Source organism: Luteimonas sp. TWI382, assembly GCF_039674545.1.
Classification (GTDB): Bacteria; Pseudomonadota; Gammaproteobacteria; order Xanthomonadales; family Xanthomonadaceae; genus Luteimonas.
In genome coordinates, this window is sequence record NZ_JBDJNS010000007.1 from 86735 (window position 1) to 110484 (window position 23750).

At 69.7% G+C, this 23750-nt stretch carries 22 protein-coding genes; 15 read left to right on the forward strand and 7 right to left on the reverse strand.

Going from position 1 to position 23750, the window contains the following annotated elements:
* Positions 1-49 precede the first annotated feature (49 nt).
* From ABE505_RS06830 to ABE505_RS06845, 4 genes are all read left to right on the forward strand, one after another.
* Complete coding sequence (locus ABE505_RS06830; protein WP_346443175.1) at positions 50-1408, forward strand: amino acid permease; 1359 nt, start codon at positions 50-52, stop codon at positions 1406-1408.
* Between the two features lie 23 nt (positions 1409-1431).
* Positions 1432-2094: a class I SAM-dependent methyltransferase gene (locus ABE505_RS06835; protein ID WP_346458270.1), complete on the forward strand. Its 663-nt coding sequence runs from the start codon at positions 1432-1434 to the stop codon at positions 2092-2094.
* A gap of 73 nt (positions 2095-2167) precedes the next feature.
* On the forward strand, positions 2168-3181 hold the full coding sequence (locus ABE505_RS06840; RefSeq protein WP_346443172.1) for an alpha/beta hydrolase: 1014 nt from the start codon (positions 2168-2170) through the stop codon (positions 3179-3181).
* Between the two features lie 113 nt (positions 3182-3294).
* Positions 3295-4596 carry a hypothetical protein gene (locus tag ABE505_RS06845; RefSeq protein ID WP_346443171.1) on the forward strand — a complete coding sequence of 434 codons (1302 nt, stop codon included), beginning with the start codon at positions 3295-3297 and terminating at the stop codon, positions 4594-4596.
* 30 nt (positions 4597-4626) lie between these two features.
* Here ABE505_RS06845 and ABE505_RS06850 read toward each other — a convergent pair whose 3' ends face one another.
* Together ABE505_RS06850 and ABE505_RS06855 are read right to left on the reverse strand one after the other, a co-directional pair.
* Positions 4627-6465, reverse strand: a complete 1839-nt coding sequence (locus tag ABE505_RS06850; protein ID WP_346443169.1) for an ABC transporter ATP-binding protein — start codon at positions 6463-6465, stop codon at positions 4627-4629.
* 140 nt (positions 6466-6605) lie between these two features.
* On the reverse strand, positions 6606-7634 hold the full coding sequence (locus tag ABE505_RS06855; RefSeq protein WP_346443167.1) for an NADP-dependent oxidoreductase: 1029 nt from the start codon (positions 7632-7634) through the stop codon (positions 6606-6608).
* Positions 7635-7710: 76 nt separating this feature from the next.
* Between ABE505_RS06855 and soxR the strand changes: the two genes are divergently transcribed.
* A complete protein-coding gene (gene soxR / locus ABE505_RS06860) occupies positions 7711-8166 on the forward strand; it encodes a redox-sensitive transcriptional activator SoxR (protein ID WP_346443165.1) in 456 nt (151 codons plus the stop codon).
* A 60-nt stretch (positions 8167-8226) separates the two neighbouring features.
* Here the strand turns inward: soxR and ABE505_RS06865 are convergent, their stop codons facing one another.
* Entirely contained in the window at positions 8227-9987 is a 1761-nt protein-coding gene (locus ABE505_RS06865; RefSeq protein WP_346443163.1) for a DUF2207 domain-containing protein, read from the reverse strand.
* A gap of 203 nt (positions 9988-10190) precedes the next feature.
* On the opposite strand from ABE505_RS06865, the gene ABE505_RS06870 reads away from it, so the two are divergent.
* Positions 10191-10703: a DUF4019 domain-containing protein gene (locus tag ABE505_RS06870; protein ID WP_346443162.1), complete on the forward strand. Its 513-nt coding sequence runs from the start codon at positions 10191-10193 to the stop codon at positions 10701-10703.
* A 55-nt stretch (positions 10704-10758) separates the two neighbouring features.
* Here the strand turns inward: ABE505_RS06870 and ABE505_RS06875 are convergent, their stop codons facing one another.
* On the reverse strand, positions 10759-10980 hold the full coding sequence (locus ABE505_RS06875) for an RNA-binding S4 domain-containing protein (protein ID WP_346443160.1): 222 nt from the start codon (positions 10978-10980) through the stop codon (positions 10759-10761).
* A gap of 192 nt (positions 10981-11172) precedes the next feature.
* Between ABE505_RS06875 and ABE505_RS06880 the strand changes: the two genes are divergently transcribed.
* Positions 11173-12267, forward strand: coding sequence for a sensor domain-containing diguanylate cyclase (locus tag ABE505_RS06880; RefSeq protein ID WP_346443158.1), 1095 nt, complete (start codon positions 11173-11175; stop codon positions 12265-12267).
* Here the strand turns inward: ABE505_RS06880 and ABE505_RS06885 are convergent.
* The gene (locus tag ABE505_RS06885; RefSeq protein ID WP_346443157.1) at positions 12257-13198 is read right to left on the reverse strand and encodes a DMT family transporter; all 942 of its coding nucleotides are present in this window, start codon (positions 13196-13198) and stop codon (positions 12257-12259) included. The two genes, ABE505_RS06880 and ABE505_RS06885, sit on opposite strands and share 11 nt — an antisense overlap.
* 76 nt (positions 13199-13274) lie before the next feature.
* Positions 13275-13865: a Fe-Mn family superoxide dismutase gene (locus tag ABE505_RS06890; protein ID WP_346443155.1), complete on the reverse strand. Its 591-nt coding sequence runs from the start codon at positions 13863-13865 to the stop codon at positions 13275-13277.
* Positions 13866-13981: 116 nt separating this feature from the next.
* Between ABE505_RS06890 and grxD the strand changes: the two genes are divergently transcribed.
* The 5 genes from grxD (at position 13982) to ppnN (ending at position 20677) form a co-directional block, all read left to right on the forward strand.
* Entirely contained in the window at positions 13982-14302 is a 321-nt protein-coding gene (gene grxD, locus ABE505_RS06895) for a Grx4 family monothiol glutaredoxin (RefSeq protein ID WP_241945631.1), read from the forward strand.
* A complete protein-coding gene (locus ABE505_RS06900) occupies positions 14299-15057 on the forward strand; it encodes an SDR family NAD(P)-dependent oxidoreductase (RefSeq protein WP_346443153.1) in 759 nt (252 codons plus the stop codon). The genes grxD and ABE505_RS06900 overlap by 4 nt, the downstream gene beginning before the upstream one ends.
* A complete protein-coding gene (locus ABE505_RS06905; protein WP_183426170.1) occupies positions 15054-15653 on the forward strand; it encodes a YhgN family NAAT transporter in 600 nt (199 codons plus the stop codon). The genes ABE505_RS06900 and ABE505_RS06905 overlap by 4 nt, the downstream gene beginning before the upstream one ends.
* 259 nt (positions 15654-15912) lie before the next feature.
* Positions 15913-19173 carry a TonB-dependent receptor gene (locus tag ABE505_RS06910; protein ID WP_346443150.1) on the forward strand — a complete coding sequence of 1087 codons (3261 nt, stop codon included), beginning with the start codon at positions 15913-15915 and terminating at the stop codon, positions 19171-19173.
* 115 nt (positions 19174-19288) lie between these two features.
* Positions 19289-20677: a nucleotide 5'-monophosphate nucleosidase PpnN gene (gene ppnN / locus ABE505_RS06915; protein WP_346443148.1), complete on the forward strand. Its 1389-nt coding sequence runs from the start codon at positions 19289-19291 to the stop codon at positions 20675-20677.
* 24 nt (positions 20678-20701) lie between these two features.
* On the opposite strand, the gene ABE505_RS06920 is transcribed toward ppnN, so the two are convergent.
* On the reverse strand, positions 20702-21721 hold the full coding sequence (locus tag ABE505_RS06920) for a histidine kinase (protein WP_346443147.1): 1020 nt from the start codon (positions 21719-21721) through the stop codon (positions 20702-20704).
* Between the two features lie 147 nt (positions 21722-21868).
* Here ABE505_RS06920 and ABE505_RS06925 point away from each other — a divergent pair, with 147 nt between their 5' ends.
* The 3 genes from ABE505_RS06925 to ABE505_RS06935 are packed head-to-tail and all read left to right on the forward strand — an operon-like array spanning position 21869 to position 23741.
* On the forward strand, positions 21869-22396 hold the full coding sequence (locus ABE505_RS06925; RefSeq protein ID WP_346443146.1) for a GspH/FimT family pseudopilin: 528 nt from the start codon (positions 21869-21871) through the stop codon (positions 22394-22396).
* Positions 22387-22890 carry a type IV pilus modification protein PilV gene (pilV, locus tag ABE505_RS06930; protein WP_346443144.1) on the forward strand — a complete coding sequence of 168 codons (504 nt, stop codon included), beginning with the start codon at positions 22387-22389 and terminating at the stop codon, positions 22888-22890. The genes ABE505_RS06925 and pilV overlap by 10 nt, the downstream gene beginning before the upstream one ends.
* Positions 22887-23741, forward strand: a complete 855-nt coding sequence (locus tag ABE505_RS06935) for a prepilin-type N-terminal cleavage/methylation domain-containing protein (protein ID WP_346443142.1) — start codon at positions 22887-22889, stop codon at positions 23739-23741. Before pilV ends, ABE505_RS06935 begins: the two co-directional genes overlap by 4 nt.
* The last annotated feature ends 9 nt before the right edge of the window (positions 23742-23750 follow it).

The window sequence follows — 23750 nt, forward strand, 5'->3', positions numbered from 1 at the left end:
GGCCCAGCGCCGGTTCGCCGACGGCGACCCTCCGTCACTCTGGACCCTCATGGACGCAAGCGAACGCCGGCCCGCGATGGCCGACCCTGCGCCCCCGCGTGCCACATTGCGTGCGCGCGATGCGTTCGCGATCACGATCGGTATCGTCGTCGGCGCGGGCATCTTCCGCACGCCGTCGCTCGTTGCCGGCGCATCGAGCAGCGAAGTGGCACTGCTGCTCGCCTGGGCCGCAGGCGGCGTGCTGTCGATCGTCGGTGCGCTGTGCTACGCCGAACTGGCCACGACCTACCCGCAGGCCGGTGGCGACTACGCCTACCTGCGGCGCGCCTATGGACCGCGCATGGCCTTCCTGTTCGCGTGGGCGCGAATGGCCGTGATCCAGACCGGTTCGATCGCGCTGCTGTGCTTCATCGTCGGCGATTACTTGGCGCAGCTGTTCGACCGCGGCGGTGGGGCATCGGCGCTGTACGCGGCCGCGGCCGTGATCGCGCTGTCGGCGATCAACTGGATCGGCACGCGCCACAGTGCGGCGGTGCAGACGTGGCTGACGATCGCCGAGATCGCTGGCGTGCTGGTGATCGTCATAGCGGGGCTGGCGTTTGCGCCGACCGACATCGCAGCGGTGCCGGGCAGCGGCGGTGACAGCGCGATCGGCCTGGTCCTGGTGTTCGTGCTGCTGACCTACGGCGGCTGGAACGAGGCGGTCTACATCACCGCCGAGGTCCGCGATGCCCGGCGCTGGATGCCGCGCGTGCTGGTGCTCAGCCTGATCGCGATCGCTGCACTGTACGTGCTGGTCAACCTGGCCTATCTGCGCGTGCTCGGCCTGGGCGGCATGGCCGAGCACAACGCCGTCGCGGCCGAGGTGATGGGCCGGGTGTTCGGGCCGAGCGGCGCGGCATTGATGAGTGCGATCGTGGTCGCTGCGGCGCTGACCTCGGCCAACGCGACGCTGATCACCGGTGCGCGCAGCGTGTACGCCGTCGGGCGCGATTTCCCGGCGCTGAGCGCCATCGGCCGCTGGGATGCGCGCAGCGGCGCGCCGCGTGCAGCGATCCTGGTCCAGGGCGTGCTGGCGTTGGCGCTGGTCGGGCTGGGCGCGTTCGCACGCGATGGCTTCGAGGTCGCGGTGGAGTACACCGCGCCGGTGTTCTGGCTGTTCTTCCTGCTGGTGGGCATCGCCCTGTTCGTGCTGCGCCGGCGCGAGCCCCAGCGTCCGCGCCCGTTCCGGGTGCCGTTGTATCCCGCACTGCCGTTGCTGTTCTGCGCGACCAGCGGCTACCTGCTGTACGCGAGCCTGGCCTACACCGGACGCGGTGCGCTGGTCGGCGTGGTCGTGCTCGCGGTCGGCGGGCTGCTGTTGCTCTGGCTTCGACCGTCCACCTGCCTCGAGGAGACCTCGCGATGATCCGATCGACCCCGTCCCGTTCCATGCGCGCGCTCTGCGTGCTCGTGCCCGCCTTCATGATCGCGTGCGCGCAGGATCCGCAGCCGCCGCAGGCCACGGCCGATACCGCTGCCGGCCTGCCCGCAGCGACGGGCGCAGACGGCGCGCCGACCGCGGTGCCGACCGTCACCGCCCAGATCGGCCCGGACTCGCCGTTCGCCGAAGGCGCGCCGCGACCGTCGCGCGAGCCCGACGTGATCTACGTGCCGACGCCCGAGCCGGTGGTCGATGCCATGCTCAATCTGGCCAAGGTCCGCGAAGGCGACGTGCTCTACGACCTGGGCTCGGGCGATGGCCGCATCCCGATCGCCGCGGCACAACGTTTTGGCGTGCGCGCGGTCGGCATCGACATCAACCCGGTACGCGTGCGCGAGGCGAACGCGAATGCCGAGGCGGCCGGTGTCACCGATCTGGTGACGTTCAAGGAGGCCGACCTGTTCCGGGAGGACATCAGCCAGGCCAGCGTGGTCACGTTGTATCTGCTGCAGAGCCTGAATGTGAAACTGCGCCCGAAACTGCTCGCCGAGCTCAAGCCCGGCACACGGATCGTCAGCCACGCCTTCGACATGGCCGACCAGTGGACGCCCGAGGCCACGCAGGAGGTGGACGGCACCCGCATCTATCTGTGGACCGTGCCCGCACGCTGAGCCGGGCCCGACGCTGTGCCCGGTCGATCGCGCCTGGCAGGATCGCGCCATCCCGCTGTATGAGGCTGTTCGCATGTCCCGCTCGTTGACCTTCGCGCTGTCGCTCGCCGCACTGTCGGGGGTGTCCGCTGCCGCCTTTGCGTCCAACGCCACCTCGCCCGACCGCGGCGGGCAGCAGGGCCTCGATGCGGCGTACCCGAGCCAGACGCATGCGCTGAGCTCGCAGGGCCAGGCGCTGTCGATGGCCTATCTGGACGTGCAGCCAGCGGGCACGGGCAACGGGCGCACGGCCGTGCTGCTGCACGGCAAGAACTTCTGCGCTGCGACCTGGGAGGACACGATCGCCGTGCTGGTCGCCGACGGCTGGCGGGTGATCGCGCCCGATCAGGTCGGGTTCTGCGGGTCGAGCAAGCCGCGCGGCTACCAGTTCTCGTTCGCCCAGCTGGCCGCCAACACCCACGGGCTGTTGCAGGCGCTGGGCGTCGAGCGCCCGGTGCTGATCGGCCACTCGATGGGCGGCATGATGGCGACCCGCTACGCGCTGCAGTATCCGGACGCGGTCGCGCAGCTGGTGCTGGTCAATCCGATCGGGCTCGAGGACTGGCAGGCCGAAGGCGTGCCGTACGCGACGGTCGACCAGTTGATGGAAGACGAGCGCAGGACGAGCGCCGAGCGCATCCGGGCCTATCAGCGCAAGGTCTATTACGACGGTCGCTGGGACCCGCGCTACGACCGCTGGGTCGAGATGCTGGCCGGCCTGTACGCCGGTCCCGACGGCGAGATCGTGGCCTGGAACCAGGCGCAGACCTCGGAGATGGTGTTCACCCAGCCGGTGGTGCACGAGTTTGCGAAGCTGCGCGTGCCGACGCTGCTGATGATCGGCGGCAAGGATCGCACCGCGCCCGGCGCCCATCGCGCGCCGCCGCCCATCGCCGCGCGGTTGGGCGACTATCCGGTGCTGGGGCGACGCGCGGCTCAGGCGATCCCCGATGCCGAACTGGTCGAGTTCCCGGCGCTCGGCCACGCGCCGCAGGTCGAGGCGCCCGCCCCGTTCCACGCGGCGCTGCTGCCACGGCTGGCCCGCTGAGCACGTTGGGCGCGGGCTGTCCGGCTGCATTCACATCGCATTCGAACGGTCGCCGGCCAAGTCCCTACACTGGGCGGATCATCTCGCGCCCCTAGCCGGAGTCCGTTTCCTCCATGTCGTCCTGGCGTTCGTGCCTGCCGTTGATCCTGTGCCTGGCCGTGGTCGGCTGCCAGCGCGCGCCCGCGCCCGTCGATGAGGCAGTGGAGACCGTCGAGGTGTCCAGCCCGGAGGAGGGCGGCGCGGTCAGCACGGCGCCGCTGGCGACCGAGGACCTGCCCGATGTGGCGCCGCTGCCCGCCGACACCGCCGATCCGGCCGAGGTCGACTGGTCGCCGATGACGCTCGAGGGCGCGACTGCGTCGGTGAGTTGCGAACTGGACTATGCCAACGCTGGCGATGGCGACGTGCTGAAGGCGTTCGACCGCGCGGCGCTGCGCGAGGCGATGGCGCCCTGCGCCGAGCGCGGGGTATTCCGGCTGCGCTTCAAGGGGCGCGTGACCCAGGATTTCACCCGGCTGATGCAACGCCTGGCTGCGGTCGCCGACGAGTTGAAGATCGACAAGCGGGTGCTCGATCTCGACTCGAGCGGCGGCATGGTCGAAGAAGCGATCCGCGCCGGCGACGTGATCGCCGAGTCGCGCTGGACGATCTGGGTGCGCGAAGGCGCGGCCTGCCATAGTTCCTGCGTGTTCCTGCTCGCCGGCGGCGACACCCGGCTGATCGGCGGCCGGGTCGGCATCCACCGGATCATCCGCATGAGCTCGAGCGCGTCGACGCGGGCCGAGCTCAACCGGGAACTGCGGGCGGTCTACGGCCGGGTCCGCGATTATCTGGAGCGCAATGGCGCCGCCGTCGCGGTCGCCGACCTGATGATGGCCGTGCCCAATCGCAGCCTGCGCATCCTCACCCCCGACGAGCTCAAGCTCTATGGCCTGGACGGGGTGAATCCGGCGCAGGACGACCTCGACCGGCTGCGACTGATGCGCAAGTGCGGCCAGGACTTCGTCGCGCGCCGCGATTCCTACATCCGCGCATTCGATGCGACCTGCAATGCACCCGATCGCGATGTCGAGGCGATGACCGCCTGCGGTCTTGAGTTGCGCGGACGCTTCGGCTTCCCGGACGCGCAGTGCCCGTCGGAGAGCCCGCTGTCGGAGTTCGACCTCGTCGGGGAGATGACCGCGGCCGCAGGCATCGCCAGCCGGCTGCGCATCCTCGGCGTGCCCAGCGGGACGCCCCGCCGCGCCGCCGAGCCGGCCCCCGCCGCGCCCGCGCCGCGCGAGGCGCGCACGCCGACGGCGCAGGGCGGCGATACGCCCGCCCGGCCGTCCGAGGCCTCGGCCGACGACAGCGAGGCGGCTGCGCCGACCGACGGCGCCGATCGTACCCAGACCCCGGCGCCAACGCCGGGGTGAGCGACGGGCGCGGCCCGTCGCGTCGTGAACTCAGGGCGCGTCGTCCTGCAGGAAACCGCCCGACTGCCGGCGCCACAACTGCGCGTAGATGCCGTCGGCCGCGATCAGCGCCTCGTGCGTGCCTTGCTCGACGATCCGGCCGCGCTCCATGACGATCAGCCGGTCCATCGCCGCGATCGTCGAGAGCCGGTGGGCGATCGCGATCACCGTCTTGCCTTCCATCAGCCGGTAGAGGTTCTCCTGGATCGCGGCTTCGGCTTCGGAGTCGAGCGCCGAGGTGGCCTCGTCGAGCACCAGGATCGGGGCGTTCTTCAGCAGCACGCGCGCGATCGCGATGCGCTGGCGCTGGCCGCCCGACAGCTTGACGCCGCGCTCGCCGACCTGGGCGTCGTAGCCGGTGCGCCCCTTGGCATCGCTGAGGCCGAGGATGAATTCGTGCGCCTCGGCGCGCCGTGCGGCCTCGATCATCTCCGCCTCGCTGGCATCCGGACGGCCGTAGAGGATGTTCTCGCGCACCGAGCGGTGCAGCAACGAAGTGTCCTGGGTCACCATGCCGATCTGCGCACGCAGCGAATCCTGGGTGACGGTGGCGATGTCGACACCGTCGATGCGGATCGTGCCGGCCTCGCGGTCGTAGAAGCGCAGCAGCAGATTGACCAGAGTCGACTTGCCCGCGCCCGACCGTCCGACCAGGCCGATCTTCTCGCCGGGGCGCACGTGCAGGTCCAGGCCCTCGATGACGCTGCGCTCGGCCTGGCCGTAGTGGAAATCGACGCTTTCGAAGCGGATGTCGCCGCGCACCGGCGGCAGCACCTGCGCGGCGGGCGCATCGTCCACGGTCGGCGCCAGCGAGATCGAGTTGATGCCGTCGCGCACCGTGCCGATGTTCTCGAACAGCGCCGAGAGTTCCCACATGATCCATTGCGACATGCCCAGCATCCGCAGCGCCAGCGCGATCGCCACCGCGATCGCGCCGGTGCTGATCGCCCCGCCATGCCACAGCCACAGGCCGAGCCCGCCGACCGAAGCGACCAGCAGCATGTTGAGCACGTAATTGCAGACGTTGATGATCGTCACCAGGCGCATCTGCCGATGCACGGTGTCGAGAAAGCCGTCCATCGCCTCGTAGGCGTAGGACTGCTCGCGCGAGGAATGCGAGAACAGCTTGACCGTGGCGATGTTGGTGTAGCTGTCGACGATGCGGCCGGTCATCACCGCGCGGGCGTCGGCCTGCTTCTCGGAGATCTTGCTCAGCCGCGGCACGAAAACGCGCATCAGCGCCGCGTAGCAGAGCACCCAACCCAGGAACGGCAGCATCATCCGCCAGTCGGCCGAGGCCGCGACCACCAGCGCGCCGGTCAGGTAGACCAGCACGTAGTTGCCGACATCCAGCAGTTTGATGACTGTCTCGCGCACCGCCAGCGAGGTCTGCATCAGCTTGGTGGCGATGCGGCCGGCGAACTCTTCCTGGAAGTAGGTCATCGACTGCCGCAGCAGGTAGCGATGCACGTTCCAGCGGATCCGCATCGGGAAGTTGCCCAGCAGCGTCTGGTGGATGATCAACGAACTGAACAAGGTCATCACCGGCAGGCCGATGAGCACCAGCACCGCCATCGCCGCAAGTCGCCCGCCCTCGGCATCGAGGAACGAGGCGGGCGTGTGCGCCGCAAGGCGATCGACCAGCGAGCCGACGTAGGCATAGAGCACGACCTCGGCGATGGCGATGGCCGCGGTGAACAGCGCCATCAGCAGCAGCCAGCGGCCGCTGCCGCGCACGTAGTGCATGCAGAACGCGAACAGCGTCCGCGGCGGCTGTTCGGGCGGGGCGGACGGGAACGGGGCGATGCGGTTTTCGAACCAGCGGAGCATGGGCGGTCCAGTGCGGCGCGCGCGTGCGCGCCGGTCTTCGTCGGGGGAGAGCGGGCATTGTCCGCGATGCGCCTGCGGCTGTCGCGGCGCCGTCGGCCGGTTGCATTCAGCCGGGCCGTGCAGCGTCGACGGCGCGCCCTCTAGGGAATGTCGAGCACCACACGCCCCAGGTGATGCGCGGTGAGCACGCGCTCGGCATCGGAGATCCGCGACAGCGGCAGGCGGGCCCCGACGTGCAGGTGGAACGGTCCGCGTTCGATCGCGCGGCAGGCCGCCTGCATCGAGGTCGCGCCGGCATGCGCACCGAAGCCGGTCGCGGCGATGTCTGCGCGCGCCGGTGGCGGCGTCACGCCGTGCGGCCAGGCGATGCGGCCGCCGGGCCGCAGCGCATCGACTGCGATCCGGGCGATGCCGGCATCGCTCGCGGTCAGCAACGAAGCGGTCGGGCCCTCAGGCGCGAAGATCCGCAGGGCCGCGGCGAGATCCTGACGGCGCCCGTCGATCGCCATGTCCGCGCCGAGCCGCTCGGCCAGCGCGATGCCATTGGCGCCCGACACCACGGCCAGCACCCGCGCGCCGCGCTGGCGGGCGAACTGCAGCGCCATGTGCCCGATGCCGCCGCTCGCGCCCAACAGCAGCAGCGTGTCGCCTGCGCCCAGGCCCAGCACGTGGGCCACGGCGTGCATCGCCAGGCCGCCATCGACCGGCAGCGCGGCGGCGTGGTGCAGCGGCAGGCGGGCGGGGATGCGCCAAGCGCGGTCGGCATCGACGAGCGCGAACTGGGCATGGAAGCCGTAGCGCGGGGCGCAAGGCAGCGCCAGGCCGCAGACGCGATCGCCCTCGCGCAGCCGTTGCACGTGGGCGCCGACCTCGACCACCGTGCCGGCGCCCTCCGCGCCGCCGATCCAGGGGGCGGACGCGTGCACGATGGTGCCGGGCAAGCGCCCGTCGCGCTCGAGGACGTCCCAGTGGCCGAAGCCCGCCGACAGCACGCGGATCAGCACCTGCTCAGGGCCCGGCAGCGGAATCGGCGTTTCCACCGGGATCCATGCGCCGCGTGCGCCCGGTGCGCAGGCGATCGCCTGCATCGTCTCCGGCCCGGCGTCGGCATGCGACCACGCGCAGGCCGGCGCCTGGATCGAGGGCGAAGAGCGGGGCTGGAGGGTCATTCGGGCTCCTGTCGGATTGCGGGGGGATGCCGGGCAGGGTAAAACCTCAACAAATGTTGAGGTCAAGGGGGGGCTGATGAGTCGGGAAGGATTGGGGACCCACGAGACGTTGTCGGTCGGCGAACTGGCTGCACGCAGCGGCGTGGCGGTCTCGGCCCTGCACTTCTACGAACGCAAGGGGCTGCTGTCCAGTACGCGCAATGCAGGCAACCAGCGCCGTTATCGGCGCGACGCGCTGCGGCGGGTGGCGGTCATCCGGGTCGCGCAGCGGGCCGGGATCCCGCTGGCGGCGATCGGCGAGGCGCTGGCGACCCTGCCCGACGGGCGGACGCCGACCCAGGTCGACTGGACGCGCCTGTCGCGTCACTGGCGGGCCGACCTCGATGCCCGCATCGCACAGCTCACGCGACTGCGCGACCAACTCGACGGCTGCATCGGCTGCGGATGCCTGTCGCTGCGGACTTGTCCGCTGCGCAATCCGGACGATGTCGCCGGCGCGCGCGGTCCCGGGGCGCCGTATCTGGAACGGTGATCCGGTGCTTGGCGTCTGCTGTGATGCGTCGGCCACCAGGCCCGTGGGTCGCCGCTGCGATCAGCGCGGCGCGTCGCCTTCGGCACCATGGCGACGGTGCTTGGCTCGTCGCGCGCTCGGCGTGCGTGCGGCGGCGATGCGACGGGCCAGGCCTTGCCCGACGGAGCGGCAGAAGCGATCCAGATCGGTGACGGCCACGCCCCGGTACCAGGGCAGACCGGCGACCGATGCGCTCGCGGCCGCAGGCCCGGCCGCCGCGGCGAACCTGCGGGTCCAGGCCGCTTCGACGTCGAGTGCGACGGCGTAGGGCAGCAGGAACGCGTAGTGGTGGACATCGTGCAGCGGCGGCGCAGCCTGGGCGTCGGATGCCCCGGGGCCGCCGGCGCCGGTCAGATAGCGGCGCAGGCCCTGGGCGTGCGCGAGCAGGCGACGGCCTTCGGCGGTGGGCGCACGCGCCCGCACCGCGAAGGCGATCAGGACCAGTCCCATCGCCGCGACGATCGCAAGCGTCGGTACCCAGGTGCCGGCATCGGCGGACAGCCACAGTGCGGCCGCGCCTGTGACCAGCGCAATCGCGAGCGCGGCGAGCAGATGGCCGCCGCGGGCGCTGAACAACGCAGGCTGGAAGCGGCGGCGCAGGGCGAGCTCATGCGCCCGCCAGGTCGCGCCGATGGCATCAGCCTGTGCCGGCTCGAGCACGATCGCGTCCTGCGGGCCGGCCAGCAGTGCGGTCAGCAGCGCGCGCTGTTCCAGGGTAGGCAGACGGTGTGCGCCGGTGCGGCTGCGCCGGACGCGCCAATGCATGCCCGCGCTCGCGCGCTCGCGCAGCAGGTGCACATGCTCGTCGACTGCAGCCGCAAGCAGATCCGAAGACAGGCAGCGCGCGTCGTAGCGCATGCGCAGCAGGTAGCGCAGCCCGCCCGGTGAGACACCTGGCGGAGGCACATCACGGAGCGTGGTGGCCTCCGCCGCAGGGCTGCGGCGGTGGCGGCGCTGCAGCACGAACAGGACGAGCAGGGTCGCCAGCCCGGCCAGTGCGATCAGCGGTCCGCGGTGGTCGTGCAGCCACCAGGCCAGGCGCTGCTGCCGGCTGGGCGGCGCGATCAGGCCCTTGGGGAAGGCCAGCGAGACCGTCCAGCCCGCCTCCGGCGGCAGCGGCCGCGCCAGCGTCCAGCGCGCGGTCCCGGCGGCCGACAGCGCCACGTGGAAGTCCCGGCCCGGCGCGTCCGCAGTGCCGGTGGCGCCATCGGCGTCCAGCGTCTCCAGCGGTACCGCGTCCGGCAACACGATGGTGATGCTGCCGCGCTCGATCGCCACATCCCGTGCGGGGGCGAGCGCCGGCAGATACACCGCGTCGTGATCGTCGAAGAACCCGAGCTGGCGTGCGGTCCGGTAACGCAAGGTGTAGACCGGCGTGGATGGGGTCGGCAGGCGGCGGGCATCGCCCACGCGCACGCGCATGCGGTTGCCGCTGCGCTCTGCGGTCCAGGGCGCCGGTCGGCCATCGCGCAGCACCTCGTACACGTCCAGGTCGACGACGATACGGGTCCCTGCCGGGTCGCGGTAACGGACCGGAATGTCGCGCACGATGCCGTGGCGGAAGATCCGCCCCTCAGCGCGGATCGCGATGCGTTCGGTGACGTCGAGGCGGCCGTCGGGCAGGACCCGGACCTCGATGTCGTCGGCCAGGATGCGTTCCTGCGCCCAGGCCGTGGGCACCGCGAGCAGCCATGCCAGCAACTGCCACCGCAGCGCCCGGCCCCACCAGCGTCTGCGCGGGCGGCTGGCGGAGGGCGCAGGCCCTGTCGTCCGGTCGCTCACGTAGGCAGCGTCGCGATGTTGGCGAGCGGGCGGCATCGCGTCGTGGTCGGGGCACGGTCGGCGGGCGCTGCGGGGCATGGCGGGCAGAGGGCTCAAAACCCCGAGCATACCCGCGCCACGCGTCGCCCCGCCCGCTTGCCGGCCCCAGCCCGAGGCGTACACTCGAGCCCTTCGACCCGTCTGCCGCCTGGAGCGTCATGCCCATGAACAAGCTGCGCCTGTCCCTGTCGATCGCCATGCTCGCCGCGGCCGCGTCTGCCGCCCACGCCCAGCAGCCCGCCCCGGCGGCGCCGCCAGCAGCGGCGCAACAGCCCGCGCAGCAGCCGGCCCTCACCGCCGAGCAGCAGGCGCAGATCGCGCGGCAGGATGCCGAGATCAGCGCCGCCGCGCTGCAGATCATGCAGATGATCGATGCCAACCGCGCCGGCGAAGTCTGGGACGGCGCGTCGGCGACAATGAAGGGTCTGGTGACGCGCGAGGACTTCGTGCGCCAGGTCGCCGCCGACCGCAGCCGGTTGGGTGCACCGGCTTCGCGCGACCGTCCGGTGGTGAGCCGGTCGCGGTTCGGCGCCGGCGAGTCCGTGCCCGAAGGGATCTATCTCAACGTCGCCTCGCCGACCAAGTTCGCCAACCACGCCCAGCCGATCCGCGAACTGGTGTCGTTCCGCTTCGACGACGACCGTACCTGGCGCGTATCGGGCTACAGCGTGCGCTGAGCGCGGAGACCCGCGCCGGCGACGGCGCGGGTGCTGCGTGGTCGATCGCGTGCGATCAGGCCGCGATCACGCGGATCGTGTGTTCGCCTACCCGCACCGTCTGGCCTGCGCGGATCTTGCAGGTCTTGCGCAGCTCGACCGCGCCGTCCACGCGCACCGCGCCGCTGGCGACCAGGGCCTTGCCCGCGCCGCCGCTCTCGCACAGCCCCTCGAGCTTGAGCAACTGGTTGAGTTCGACGTGCTCGCCTTCGAGCTGGAATTCGACGGGTGCGGGCATCTTGATCCTCCGGGCGGGCGGCCATTATCTCGGTCGGTGCGTCCTCCTGCGAGTGCCGGGTTCCGTGCGGGCGGTCACATCGTCGTCAGCCGTCGACATCGGCGTGCGCGGCCTGCGCTAGGGTGCTGGCACCGCAACGCTGGAGTCCCTGATGTCCGTTGCTCGCGTCCACTGCGCCAGGCCAACTGCACGATGATGCGCCCCGACCGGCCGGTGAACGAGGCCGAGCGCCAGGCGGCGCTCGATGCCTATCGCATTCTCGATACGCCGCGCGAGGCGGCCTACGACGACCTGGTGCGGGTCGCCGCGGCGATCTGTGACGCGCCGATCGCTGCGATCACCCTGGTCGACCGGGATCGGCAGTGGGTCAAGGCGGTCACCGGCTTCGACGCGGTCGAGACCCCGCGTGACGAGTCTTTCTGCGCGCAGACGATCCTGACGCCCGACCAGACCCTGGTGGTGGAGGACGCGACACGGGATGTGCGGTTTCGCCACCTGCCGATGGTCACCGGCGCCCCGGGCGTGCGCTTCTATGCCGGCGCGCCGTTGCGTTCGGCCGACGGACATGCGCTGGGGGCGCTGTGCATCGTCGATTCCCATCCGCGGCAGCTCGACGACACCCAGCGCGAAGCGCTCGAGGCGCTCTCGCGCCAGGCGTCGCGGTTGATGGAACTGCACCGCGTCAGCGGTGCGCTGCATCTGCAACTCCAGGAGCGGGCCTGGTACGAGCAGCAATTGCTGCAGTACCAGCAGGCGCTGGAACTGCAGAATGCAGACCTGGCCGAGCAATCGACCACCGACCCGCTGACCGGGCTGGCCAATCGGCGCGGCTTCTCCTGCACGCTCGAACAGGCGATCGGGCAGGCGCGTGCGCAGCGCGCGCCACTGTCGATCGCAGTTGTGGACATCGACCATTTCAAGGCGATCAACGATGCGCACGGCCATGCCGAGGGCGATCGCGTGCTGCAACTGCTCGGCGCGCTGCTGCGCGAAACCGAGGCGGCGCGCGGTCGCATCGCACGGCTCGGCGGCGAGGAGTTCGTCCGCCTGCTGCCCGGATGCAGCCTGAGCCAGGCGGTCGAAGTCTGCGACGCGATGCGCGCCTCGGTCGCGGCGATGCGGTCTCCGTTCGCCCTGACGGTCAGCATCGGTGTGGCCGATCTCGCGGCCGCCGACGATGCCGCCGCGCTGTTGTCGCGCGCCGATGCTGCGCTGTATCAGGCCAAGCGCAGCGGCCGCAACCGGGTCTGCGCACGCCCGGCCGGCGCAGGCGCACTCAGCGGGTGATCGATTTCGCCTCGCCGGTGCCGATGTTCTCGGCATGCACGATCCGCCGCGGGCGCGCGAGGACCGGATACACCAGCACGGCCGCCAGAATGATCGCGACCCCGGCGTAGAAGCCCGGCGCGAGCTCGCGTTGTTCGCCCAGCAGCACGATCGCCAGCGCGATCGCATAGACCGGCTCGAGATTGACCGCCAGTTGCGCGGCAAACGCGCTCATGTGGCGCAGTGCGACCAGCGACAGCGCGAACGGCAGCAGGGTGCAGGCGAAGGCCAGCAGCAGCAGCCAGGCCCCGTCGCGGGCGCCGGGCAGGGTCAGCAGGCTGCCGGCGAACGCCGGAAACAGCAGCGGCATCAGCGGCGCGAGGACGGTCAGCGTCAACGTGCCGGCGCCCAGTTCGAGTGCGGTGACCGTGAGCGGGTCGGCGCGTTCGACCAGGCGCTTGTTCATCGCGCCAAAGCACGCCACGAACAGTGCCGACAGGGCGCCGACCGCGATGCCCATCCGCATGCCGTCCGGCACGCCGCCCACGACGAGCGCCACGCCGGGCAGCACCGCCAGGCCCAGAGCCAGCTCGCGCCAGGAAAAGCGGCTGCGCGCCACCAGCGGTTCGATCAGTGCCACGAACACCGTCGCCAATGCCATGCAGGTGGCCGCGACCGACGCGTTCGCCAGCTTGACCGCGCCGTAGAAGGTCAGCCAATGCAGCGCGACCAGCGCGCCGACGCCCGAATAGGCCAGCAGCAGGCGGCCGGGCAGCGCGCGCAGCCCGCGCCAGACCCGGGGCAGCAACAGCAAGGTGCCGGCAACCAGCAGCATCCGCCACCACACCAGCGGCAGTGCGGGCAGGCTGATCAGCTTGCCGAGGATCGCGGTGAAGCCCCACAGCAACACACACAGGTGGATCTGCCACTGGGCTCTGGCGGTGGGTGTCATCGGGGCGTCTCGGCAAGGAGGCGCATTATCCGCGAGTTGTCCGCGAGCGGAAGGCGCTGGCGGCGGGGTGGTGTGGCTAGCCGCGCAATCGCGCTGCGACACTGTCCCAGCTGACGAGCTGCCAGAACGCGTCGAGATAGCGCTGGCGGTTGTCGCGGTAATCGAGATACCAGGCGTGTTCCCACAGCGAGGCGGCCAGCAGCGGCGTGTCGTCGCTGGTGAGCGGCGTCGCCGCATTGGCGGTGACCGCCAGGCCCAGCCGGCCGTCGCGGCGCTGGAGCAGCCACGCCCAGCCGGCGCCGAAGTGGCGCTGGGCCAGGGTGTCGAAGCGACTGCGCAGCGTGGCGACATCGCCGAAGTCGCGGGCGATCGCCTCGGCCAGCTTGCCCTTGGGCGCGCCGCCGCCGCCGGCTGCTGCGGGCTTGAGCGAATGCCAGTAGAAGGCGTTGTTCCACGCCTGGGCGGCATGGTCGAACAGCTCGCCATGCGCCTTGCGCACGATCGCCTCCAAGGAGGCCTCGGCCAGATCGGTGCCCGCCACCAGTGCGTTGACGCGCTCGATGTGCGCGAGTTGATGCCGGCCGTGATGCTGGTCCAGCGTCTCGCCGGACAGGTGCGGTTCGAGCGCGGTGCGATCGTAGGGCAGTGCGGCGAATTCGACAGGCATGGGGCGCGGAAATCTCCGTGGGGCGATGGCGTCGGGTGCGACGCGATAGAATGAGCGGATTCTAACCCCGACCGTCGCTGCCACCGCTGGCGACGCGCCCCTTTCGGAGTCGCCTCGTGTCGATCCTCGAACGCATCCAGGCCGAAATCGACGGCCATGCCGTCGTGCTGTTCATGAAAGGGACCCCGCAGTTCCCGATGTGCGGCCATTCTGCGCGCACGGCCGAGGCCCTGGCCGCGGCCGGGGCGCGCGATTTCCGCACCATCAACGTGCTCGAGGAGCCGGAGATCCGCGCCAACCTGCCCCGGTTCTCGAACTGGCCGACATTCCCGCAACTGTTCGTCCACGGCGAGCTGATCGGCGGCTGCGACATCACCCTGGAACTGCACGAATCGGGCGAACTGGCCCGCATCCTGGCCGAGGTGCTGAAGCCGTGACCGCGCCGGTGCTGGATATTCCGGTGCGCCCGGCCGGGCTCGCCGGGCGCACGATCCTGATCGTCGGCGCCCACGGCGGCCTGGGCGAGGCCGCGGCGACGGCATGCGCCCAGGCCGGGGCTTCGCTGGTGCTGCTCGGGCGCAAGGTGCCGCGGCTGAACCGGTTGCACGACCGGCTGCAGGCGCATGGTCAGCCGCCGGCGCTGTATCCGCTCGATCTCGAGGGCGCGGGGCCCGACGACTATGCGCAGATGGCCGAGCGCATCGAGGCCGACACCGGTCGCCTGGACGGCGTGCTGCACGTGGCGGCCCAGTTCTCGGGCCTGACCCCGCTCGAACACACCGACCCGGCGGCGTTCGCGCGCGCGCTGCACGTCAACCTGACCGCGCGCTGGTGGCTGACCCAGGCCTGCCTGCCGTTGCTGCGCCGGGCGGCCGACAGCGCGGTGGTGTTCGCGATCGACCCGCCGGCCCGCACGGGCGGCGCCTACTGGGGCGGCTACGGCGTCGCCCAGGCCGGACTGGAGACGCTGGTGCGCATGCTCCATGCCGAGCTCGCCAATTCTGCGGTGCGTGTCAGCGGCCTGTCTCCGCCGCCGATGCGCACCGGCCTGCGCAGCCGCGCGCACGTCGAGGAAGACGACCGGCTGGCGCAGGATCCGGCGCGGGTTGCGCCACGTTGCGTCACCTTGCTGTCGGCGGCCGGCGCCGCCCATCGCGGTCAGGTCTGGTCGCCCGACGGAGTCGCGGCATGACCGTCGCTTCGGCCGCGCTGTTGTTGTTCCTGATTCTCGATCCGCTGGGCAACATCCCGGTGTTTTTGAGCATGCTGCGGCGGCTCACGCCGCAGCGCCAGCGCGTGGTGCTCGCGCGCGAACTGCTGATCGCGCTGCTGGTGCTGATGCTGTTCCTGTGGGGCGGCAAGTACGCGCTGGAGATCATGCACCTGCGCCAGGAGTCGGTCGCGATCGCCGGCGGTATCGTGCTGTTCCTGATCGGCATCCGCATGATCTTCCCGCCCACAGGCGGACTGATGGGCGAGATCCCCGATGGCGAACCCTTCATCGTGCCGATGGCGATCCCGCTGGTCGCCGGCCCCTCGGGCATGGCCGCGGTGATGCTGATGGGCAGCAATGAGCCCGACCGGCTGGGCGAATGGAGCCTGGCGCTGTTGATCGCCTGGGGCGCGACCGCCGCGATCCTGTTCTCGGCCACCTACCTCTACAAGCTGCTCGGCGCCCGCGCGCTGACCGCCCTGGAGCGGCTGATGGGCATGCTGCTGGTGGCGATCTCGGTGCAGATGCTGCTCGACGGCATCGTCGGCTTCCTGCGCGACGCGCCGGCAGTCTGAGGCATCGGCGATGTGACCGGATCGCGACGGGCGGTCCGGTGCGTCGCACAGTGCCCGGAGAAAAGCCAACGGATTCAGCTGGTTGCGCGGCGCGTCCGGTGTCATGGCACTGTCACCGAACCCGACTACCGTGTTAACCTGTTCTTAACCACTCGCGCGGTAGCGCGCGCCGTGGCAGGGGACCCCACTCGCTTACCGACCTGACCGTCGCCGCGCCGCAAGGTGCGCGCCGCTATCCACGCATCGAGGCTAACCACCCATGAAACACCCGAATCGCGCCCGACTTTCGAAACTGTCGCTTGGCCTGATCGTCGCACTTGCCGCCGCCCCTGCGTTCGCGCAGAGCACCTCCGCCGGCGTCGGCGGACAGGTCACGGGCGCCGGCGGCCAGCCCGTCACGGGCGCCGAAGTGACCATCGTCCACACCGAGTCGGGCACGGTCAGCCGCGCCACCACCGATGCCAGCGGCCGCTACAACGCGCGCGGCCTGCGCGTCGGCGGTCCGTACACGATCACGATCACCAAGGCGGGTGAGGGCACCAAGACCGAAGAGAACGTGTACCTGTCGCTGAGCCAGATCAGCACGGTCAACGCCTCGCTCGACAACGACGTGACCACGCTCGGCACGGTGGTCGCCACGGCAATCGGCGGCGGCTCGGAAGTCTTCAGCGCCACCAAGATGGGCACCGGCACCAACGTCAATCGCGACGTCATCGAGGCGCTGCCGTCGGTCGGCGGCAACATCCAGGACTACATCCGCCTCGACCCGCGCGTCGCGCAGGTCAACAAGGCCGATGGCCAGATCTCGGTGGGCGGCCAGAACCCGCGCTACAACGCAATCCGCGTCGACGGCGTGTCGGTCAGCGACACCTTCGGCCTGGAGGACAACAACCTGCCGACGCGCCGCCAGCCCGTCGCCATGGATGCGCTCGAAGCGATCAACGTCGATATCTCCAACTACGATGTCACCATCAGTGGCGCCACCGGTGCGGTGATTGATGCGGTCACCAAGTCGGGCACCAACGAGTTCAGCGGCTCGGTCTACGGCGCTTACCGTGACGGTGACTGGTTCGGCAAGGATCCCGAAGGCTTCAAGTTCGACGGCTTCGAGAAGGAGCAGACCTACGGTGTGACGTTCGGCGGCCCGATCCTGAAGGATCGCCTGTTCTTCTTCGCCAACTACGAGAAGCAGGAGTGGAAGGCGCCCGGTTCGAGCCTGGCCGACAGCGCCGTGGGCACCGGCGCGATTTCGCAGGCGCAGGTCGACGAGGCGGTCCGCATCGCCCGCGACGTGCACGGTTTCGACGCCGGCGGCCTGGGCGACACCGACGGCAGCACGACGATGGAAGAGCGTGCGGTCAAGATCGACTGGAACATCACCGACAACCATCGCGCCAGCTTCCGCTACAGCGAGGTCGACCAGAGCCAGCTGCGGACGCCGTCGACGAGCGGCACGATCATCAATCTGAGCTCGACGCACTACCAGCAGGAAAAGTCGATCAAGAACTACGTCGCGCAGATGTTCAGCGACTGGAGCGAGAGCTTCTCGACCGAGTTCAAGGTCTCCTACCGCGATTACGCGTCCCAGCGCGTGAGCCCGAACACGCTGGCCAACATCAAGATCTACTTCGAGGGTGACGACGCCAACCCGACCGGGCGCTTCATCCAGATGGGCCAGGACATCAGCACCCCGCTGAACCTGCTCACGACCGAGACCTGGACCGGCTACGGCGCCGGCGTGTTCTCGTTCGCCGATCACGAAGTGAAGTTCGGCGTCGACTACAGCACCAACGACGTCTACAACATGTTCGTCCAGAACGCCTACGGCACCTACGCATTCTACGAGAGCGGCCTGCTCGCCGAAGGCAACTTCGCCAGCGGTCGCTGGAGCAGCTACCAGTTGCATGCGCCGCAGCCGGGCGCGGGGATCAACTCGATCGCCGCGTCGTTCAAGTACAAGGAGCTGGGCCTGTTCGTGCAGGACACCTGGTTCGTCAACAATAACCTGACCCTGACCTTCGGCCTGCGCGCCGACAAGCCCAGCGTCGGCGGTCGTCCCAGCTTCAACCAGGCCGCGTTCGATGCCTTCGGCTACGACAACAGCTACGCGCTGGGCAAGGACGAGTGGCTGGTGCAGCCCCGCTTCGGCTTCAACTACACCTTCGACAGCGAGCGTCCCACGCAGTTGCGCGGCGGCCTCGGCCTGTTCCGCGGCACCTCGCCGCAGGTGTGGTTCGGCAACGCCTACAGCAACACCGGCCTGAACTACGTCCGCTACGATCTCGAGCTCGGCGACGCGGTCGACTGGCGCACGCTGCCGTTCGAGCCCAACGGCCTCGACCAGACGCGTCCCACGGGTGCGGGGGCGGGTGGCGAGATGAACGTCAACTTCGTCGGCCCCGATTTCGAGCAGCCCTCGGTGTGGAAGGCGAACCTGGCCATCGACCACGAACTGCCGTGGTACGGGCTGGTGGCGTCGGCCGAACTGCTGGCCACCCAGGTCAAGAGCGCGCTGTTCTACCGCAGCATCAATATCGGCGAGTCGGTCTTCAAGGGGCCCGACGGGCGCGACATGTACTACAACCCGGCACGCATCGGACGCAGCTGGACCTCGTCGGCGAACCGCTATCGTCGCAACACCGATTTCGGTCAGGTGTTCTTCCTGGACAATACCGACAAGGGCGAGAGCCAGCAGTTCACCCTCTCGCTGGAAAAGCCCTGGTCGCCCGACGGCCACTGGTCGTGGAACGTGGGCTACACGTTCACCAACTCCAATTCGGTCAGCGACATGACCAGCTCGACCGCCGGCTCGACCTGGAACTACAACTACATCTTCAATGCCAACGAAGACGTGGCCTCGACCTCGCGCTACGAGATCCGTGACCGCTTCTCGGCGTCGCTGAACTGGCGTCACAACTTCTTTGGCGACTACAAGACCTCGGTGGGCGTGTTCTACGAGGGTCGTACCGGTCGTCCCTTCAGCTACGTCTTCACCAACGACGCCAATGGCGACGGTCGCAGCGGCAACGACCTGTTCTATGTCCCCAACGCACCGGGCGACGTGCTGTTCGGCAGCCTGAGCCCGTCGGGCGTGTTCACGCCGGATCCGGCGATGGAAAGCCGGTTCTTCGAGTGGCTCGATCAGAACCAGGACCTGCAGCGCTACCGCGGCGGTCACGTCGACAAGAACGGCGGTCGCGCCAGCTGGGTGAACAGCTTCGACATCCGCGTGAGCCAGGAGCTGCCCGGCTTCTTCGATGGCCACAAGTCGGAGATCTGGCTGGACATCATGAACGTTGGCAACCTGATCAATTCCGATTGGGGTCATATCTACGACTACGGCTTCTTCGCCAACCGTCGTGTGCTGACCGCCGCCGGGATCTACGACGGCAAGTACGTCTACAGCAATTTCAATCCCAGTCGCGTCGAATCGGCGACCATCGCCAATAACTCCAACAGCATCGGCAACACCGGCGTATCGCAGTGGTCGCTGCAGTTGGGCTTCCGCTACAAATTCTGATCGGACGCCTTTGCTGAAGCGTCGGGAAACGGCCGGGGAAACCCGGCCGTTTCCGTTTGTCCGGGCGGCTGCGCTACAGTGCCGCACCCCTGAAAAAAAGCCGAAGAAGAAGCAGATGAGCGAGACGAATGTGGCGGCGACGGCGCTGCCGGTGGTGAATGCCTACGTGTACCCGCGCGGTGGGCTGGATGTGCTGTCGCGCGACGAGGTCGCGCGCCTGAAGGACGCCTCCAGCGGCGGCATGCACGACCTGCTGCGGCGCTGCGCCCTGGCGGTGCTGACCAGCGGCAGCGCCTCCGACGACCCGCGCGCGGCGCAGGAGCTGTACCCCGATTTCGACATCCAGGTGCTGCAGCAGGACCGCGGCATCCGGATCGAGCTGATCAACGCGCCCGGCATGGCCTTCGTCGACGGCCAGATCATCCTCGGCGTGGCCGAGCTGCTGTTTGCGGTGGTCCGCGACCTGGCCTACACCGCAATCGAGCTCGGGCCCGAGTACGCGGCCGATCTCGAGTCGTCATCGGGCATCACCAACGCGGTGTTCGGCCTGCTGCGCAATGCGCGCCTGCTGCAGCCCGGCGACCCGAACATGGTGGTGTGCTGGGGCGGCCACTCGATCAGCCGCGCGGAGTACGACTACACCAAGCTGGTTGGCTACCAGCTCGGCCTGCGCGGCATGGACATCTGCACCGGCTGCGGCCCGGGCGCGATGAAAGGGCCGATGAAGGGCGCCAACGTCGCCCACGCCAAACAGCGCCAGTACCCGGCGCGCTACATCGGCATCACCGAGCCGGGCATCATCGCCGCCGAGTCGCCCAATCCGATCGTCAACCAGCTGGTGATCATGCCCGACATCGAGAAGCGCCTCGAGTCGTTCGTGCGCCTGGGCCACGGCATCATCGTGTTCCCCGGCGGCGTGGGCACCGCCGAAGAGATCCTCTACCTGCTGGGCCTGCTGCTGCAGGAAGAGAACCGCGATATCCCGTTCCCGTTCATCCTGACCGGGCCGACGGCGTCGGCGCCGTACTTCGAGCAGATCGATCAGTTCATCCGCCTGACGCTGGGCGAAGAGGCCGCGTCGCGCTACGAGATCATCGTCGCCGACCCCGAGAAGGTCGCCAAGCGCATGTCGGCCGGCATCCGCAAGGTCAAGGAGTACCGGGTCGCGCACAAGGACTCGTTCTACTTCAACTGGTCGCTGACGATCCCGCTGGACCTGCAGCGTCCGTTCGTGCCGACCCACGAGGCGATGGCCGCGCTCGACCTGCACCACGGCCGGCGCCCGCACGAGCTGGCGGCGGACCTGCGCCGCGCGTTCTCAGGGATCGTCGCCGGCAACGTCAAGGAAGACGGCCTGCGCCGGGTCGAAGAGTACGGCCCGTTCCAGATCCACGGCGACCGCGACATCATGCAGTCGCTCGACGCGCTGCTGCGCGCGTTCGTCGAGCAGCGGCGCATGAAGATCTCCGGCGAGTACCGCCCCTGCTACGAAGTCATCGCCTGATCCCGGCGGCTGCCGACCGGCGCCTCAGGTGCCGGTCGGCAGCGTGACCGTCGCACTGAAGCCGTCGGCCTCGGGGCGGGTCACCAGCGAGGCTCCGGGTGTGAGCGCGGTGAGCCGCGCGCGCACTGCGTCCAGCCCGATCCCGTGGCCGCTCGATGCGGCCTGCGTCTGCGCTGCGAGCGGATTGCCGATCCGGATCGTGACCCGGCCCGGCTGTATCGACACCGTGATCTCGACCGTGCCGCCTTCCAGGCGCGGCTCGACGCCGTGCTTGATCGCGTTCTCTACCAACGGCTGGATCGCCAGCGCCGGGACGGGGGTGGCCGCAACCATGTCCATCGCCTCGGGTAGCGTCCAGCGCACCTCCAGCCGGTTGCCGAAGCGCAGCGACTCGATCTCCAGATAGCGCCGCACGAGCGCCAGTTCTTCCGAGAGCGGGATCACACCCGGGCCGCTGAAGGCCGCGCGGAACAGGTCGGCCAGATCGAGCAGCAGGCGCTCGGCTTCCTCCGGGCGGTCGTGGACCAGCGCGGCGCCGGTGTTGAGGGTGTTGAAGAGGAAATGCGGATGCAGACGTGCGCGCAGCAGCTCGAGCTCGGCGGCATCGGCGCGGGCCGACGACTGCAGCGCCCGCCAATAGTTCTGGTAGATCAGCAGCGCCAGCAGCCCCGCGATCGCCGCCAGCGCCACGACCCGCGCCAGAAACCGCAGCGGCGACTCGGACGCCATCGGTCCGCCGGCGAGCTGCCAGCCCGCCCAGGCGACAGTCGAGGCGACCGCCACCAGCAGCGCGAGCATCGCCCAGGACCAGGCCTGGGGCGGCAGACGCAGCAACAGCGGGCGTGCGAGCCGTACCGTGCCGAGCAGCACCAGCACAATCCACAACACCGCCAACGACGTGAGCCCGAACCGGATCGGCCAGTCGGCATCCAGCGGCCGGGCGAGGCTGAGCATCGCCGCCAGCGCCTGGCTCGACAGCACCACGGCGACCAGCACGGGCGCGGTGAACAGGGCGAGCAGTGGGTGGAGCCGGGGCGCAGGCATGGCGGCTGAGGGGCGGGGCGGGACCGCCATCGTGCCGCAAATGGCGCCGACGCGACCGTTCGGGGCGCAGCAGTGACCATCCGTCGGCCGCCGCTGGCATCCAGACCTGACGCCCTTTAGTGTGCGGCCGATCGGATGGGGGATGCTATGCGCAGTGGTGGACGCCGCCCGCAGGGGCGCATCGGAGCGGGCGGGTTCTCGCTGGTCGAACTGATGGTGACGGTCGCGGTGCTCGCGATCCTGTCGGCCGTCGCCGTACCGTCGATGACCGGCCTGATCAATGCCAACCGGCTGTCGAGCGCATCGAGCGAGCTGGTGGCCGCCGTGCAGTTCGCGCGCTCGGAGGCTGTCCGCCGCAATGTCCAGGTCAAGCTGTGCGGCACTGCCGACGGGGCGACCTGCACCAAGGCCGCGGCGTGGTCCGGCTGGCTCGTCATCGACGAAAGCGGCGAAACGCCCGAGGTGTTGCGCACGCTGGTCGCGCCGGAGAGCCTCCAGATCAGCGGCCCGGCCAATGGCGTCGTGTTCCGGCCCTCGGGGCTGCTGGCGGCGGCATCGTCGCTGACTGTGTGCATGCCGACCACGAACCCCTCGAGCAACCAGCGCGTGATCACCATCAACGTCAGCGGAAGCGCCCGCAGCAGCAGCAAGGATGGGAAGGGACAATGCGCCTGACCGGATACCCACGACGCACCCTGACGCCGCCACGCGGCCAGCGCGGTGTGAGCCTGATCGAGGTGCTGGTCGCCGTTGTCGTGCTGGGCATCGGCTTGCTCGGCACCGCGGCGCTGCAGGCGGTCGCGATGCGGGCGGGCCAGAGCTCGCTGGAGAGCAGCATGGCGGTGGTGCAGACCAATTCCATCATCGAGGCGATGCGCGCGAATGTCGCGCAGGCCAGCAGCTACAACATGGCAATGACGTGTAAGGTCCCAGCCGCGGCTGGCACCTTGGCCCAGCGGGACTTGCGCGACTGGATGATCGCGCTCAAGACCACGGTCGGCGCCGGTGCGGCCAGCGCAACTGGCGGCACGGCGGCCGCGGCGCTGGACGACACCACCTGCGCCAGCATCAGCGGTTGCCCGGAGGCCTGCTCGGTCGTTGTGCAATGGGACGACTCGCGCGCCCGTGGCAATGCACAGCGTCAGGTCAAAACGGTGACACGGCTATGACCGGCGCCGGTTTCCAGGCGCGCAACCGCGCCGCGGGTATGGCGCTGGTCGAGCTGATGATCGCCATGGTGCTGGGCTTGCTGGTCGTCGGTGCCGCGTTCGCGATCTTCCTGTCCAACCAGCGCAGCTACACCGCCAACGAGGATCTGAACCGGATCCAGGAGAATGCGCGCATCGCGCTGGACCTGATCGCACGCGATATCCGTGCCGCCGGGGGGGCGGCCTGTTCGAGCGCATCGGAAGTCGCCAGCTCCAACAGCAACGCGCTGTTGTTCCGCGACACGCCGATCACGGGCAGTGCCAGCACGTTGCGGGTCGCATCGGGTGAGGATGCTGCGTACAAGATTGCGTCCGCGTCGGCCACCAGCCTGACGCTGGCCCCCGGCCAGCTCACCAAGGCGTCCACCGTGTTCAGCACGGGCGACGTCTTGCTGCTCTGCAACGCGCGCAAGACCTTCTTGGTCACCGCGACCGGCGTCGGCGACCAGGACATCAGTTTTGCCGCGCTGCCGTCCGGATATGATCCCGCGGCCGATCCCTATGCGTCGCTCGCGACGGTGGCACTGGCCCGGTTTCGCGACGTCACCTGGTCTGTCGCCAACAACGCCAACAACAAGCCGTCGCTGTTCGTCAAGCGCGGTAGCGGCGCTTCCGAGGAAGTGATCGAGGGCGTGCAATCGGTCGCGTTCTCGTATCTGGACAGCAGCACCGGCATCTACTCGACGACGCCGAATTTCGCGAACGTGATCGCAGTCCGGGTCGAGCTGGTGCTGCAGGGCGCGGCCGTCGATGGCAGTCCGCTGCTACGGCGTGCGTCGAGCGTGATCAGTGTGCGCGGGAGAACCCTATGACACTTTCAG

What these genes read in the sequence shown, in the direction of transcription:
- ABE505_RS06830 (WP_346443175.1), top strand. Translation starts at nt 50, where the DNA reads ATGGACGCAAGCGAACGCCGGCCCGCGATGGCCGACCCTGCGCCCCCG.
- ABE505_RS06835 (WP_346458270.1), top strand. Translation starts at nt 1,432, where the DNA reads ATGCGCGCGCTCTGCGTGCTCGTGCCCGCCTTCATGATCGCGTGCGCG.
- ABE505_RS06840 (WP_346443172.1), top strand. Translation starts at nt 2,168, where the DNA reads ATGTCCCGCTCGTTGACCTTCGCGCTGTCGCTCGCCGCACTGTCGGGG.
- ABE505_RS06845 (WP_346443171.1), top strand. Translation starts at nt 3,295, where the DNA reads ATGTCGTCCTGGCGTTCGTGCCTGCCGTTGATCCTGTGCCTGGCCGTG.
- ABE505_RS06850 (WP_346443169.1), bottom strand. Translation starts at nt 6,465, where the DNA reads ATGCTCCGCTGGTTCGAAAACCGCATCGCCCCGTTCCCGTCCGCCCCG.
- ABE505_RS06855 (WP_346443167.1), bottom strand. Translation starts at nt 7,634, where the DNA reads ATGACCCTCCAGCCCCGCTCTTCGCCCTCGATCCAGGCGCCGGCCTGC.
- soxR (WP_346443165.1), top strand. Translation starts at nt 7,711, where the DNA reads ATGAGTCGGGAAGGATTGGGGACCCACGAGACGTTGTCGGTCGGCGAA.
- ABE505_RS06870 (WP_346443162.1), top strand. Translation starts at nt 10,191, where the DNA reads ATGAACAAGCTGCGCCTGTCCCTGTCGATCGCCATGCTCGCCGCGGCC.
- ABE505_RS06875 (WP_346443160.1), bottom strand. Translation starts at nt 10,980, where the DNA reads ATGCCCGCACCCGTCGAATTCCAGCTCGAAGGCGAGCACGTCGAACTC.
- ABE505_RS06880 (WP_346443158.1), top strand. Translation starts at nt 11,173, where the DNA reads ATGATGCGCCCCGACCGGCCGGTGAACGAGGCCGAGCGCCAGGCGGCG.
- ABE505_RS06885 (WP_346443157.1), bottom strand. Translation starts at nt 13,198, where the DNA reads ATGACACCCACCGCCAGAGCCCAGTGGCAGATCCACCTGTGTGTGTTG.
- ABE505_RS06890 (WP_346443155.1), bottom strand. Translation starts at nt 13,865, where the DNA reads ATGCCTGTCGAATTCGCCGCACTGCCCTACGATCGCACCGCGCTCGAA.
- ABE505_RS06905 (WP_183426170.1), top strand. Translation starts at nt 15,054, where the DNA reads ATGACCGTCGCTTCGGCCGCGCTGTTGTTGTTCCTGATTCTCGATCCG.
- ABE505_RS06910 (WP_346443150.1), top strand. Translation starts at nt 15,913, where the DNA reads ATGAAACACCCGAATCGCGCCCGACTTTCGAAACTGTCGCTTGGCCTG.
- ppnN (WP_346443148.1), top strand. Translation starts at nt 19,289, where the DNA reads ATGAGCGAGACGAATGTGGCGGCGACGGCGCTGCCGGTGGTGAATGCC.
- ABE505_RS06920 (WP_346443147.1), bottom strand. Translation starts at nt 21,721, where the DNA reads ATGCCTGCGCCCCGGCTCCACCCACTGCTCGCCCTGTTCACCGCGCCC.
- ABE505_RS06925 (WP_346443146.1), top strand. Translation starts at nt 21,869, where the DNA reads ATGCGCAGTGGTGGACGCCGCCCGCAGGGGCGCATCGGAGCGGGCGGG.
- pilV (WP_346443144.1), top strand. Translation starts at nt 22,387, where the DNA reads ATGCGCCTGACCGGATACCCACGACGCACCCTGACGCCGCCACGCGGC.
- ABE505_RS06935 (WP_346443142.1), top strand. Translation starts at nt 22,887, where the DNA reads ATGACCGGCGCCGGTTTCCAGGCGCGCAACCGCGCCGCGGGTATGGCG.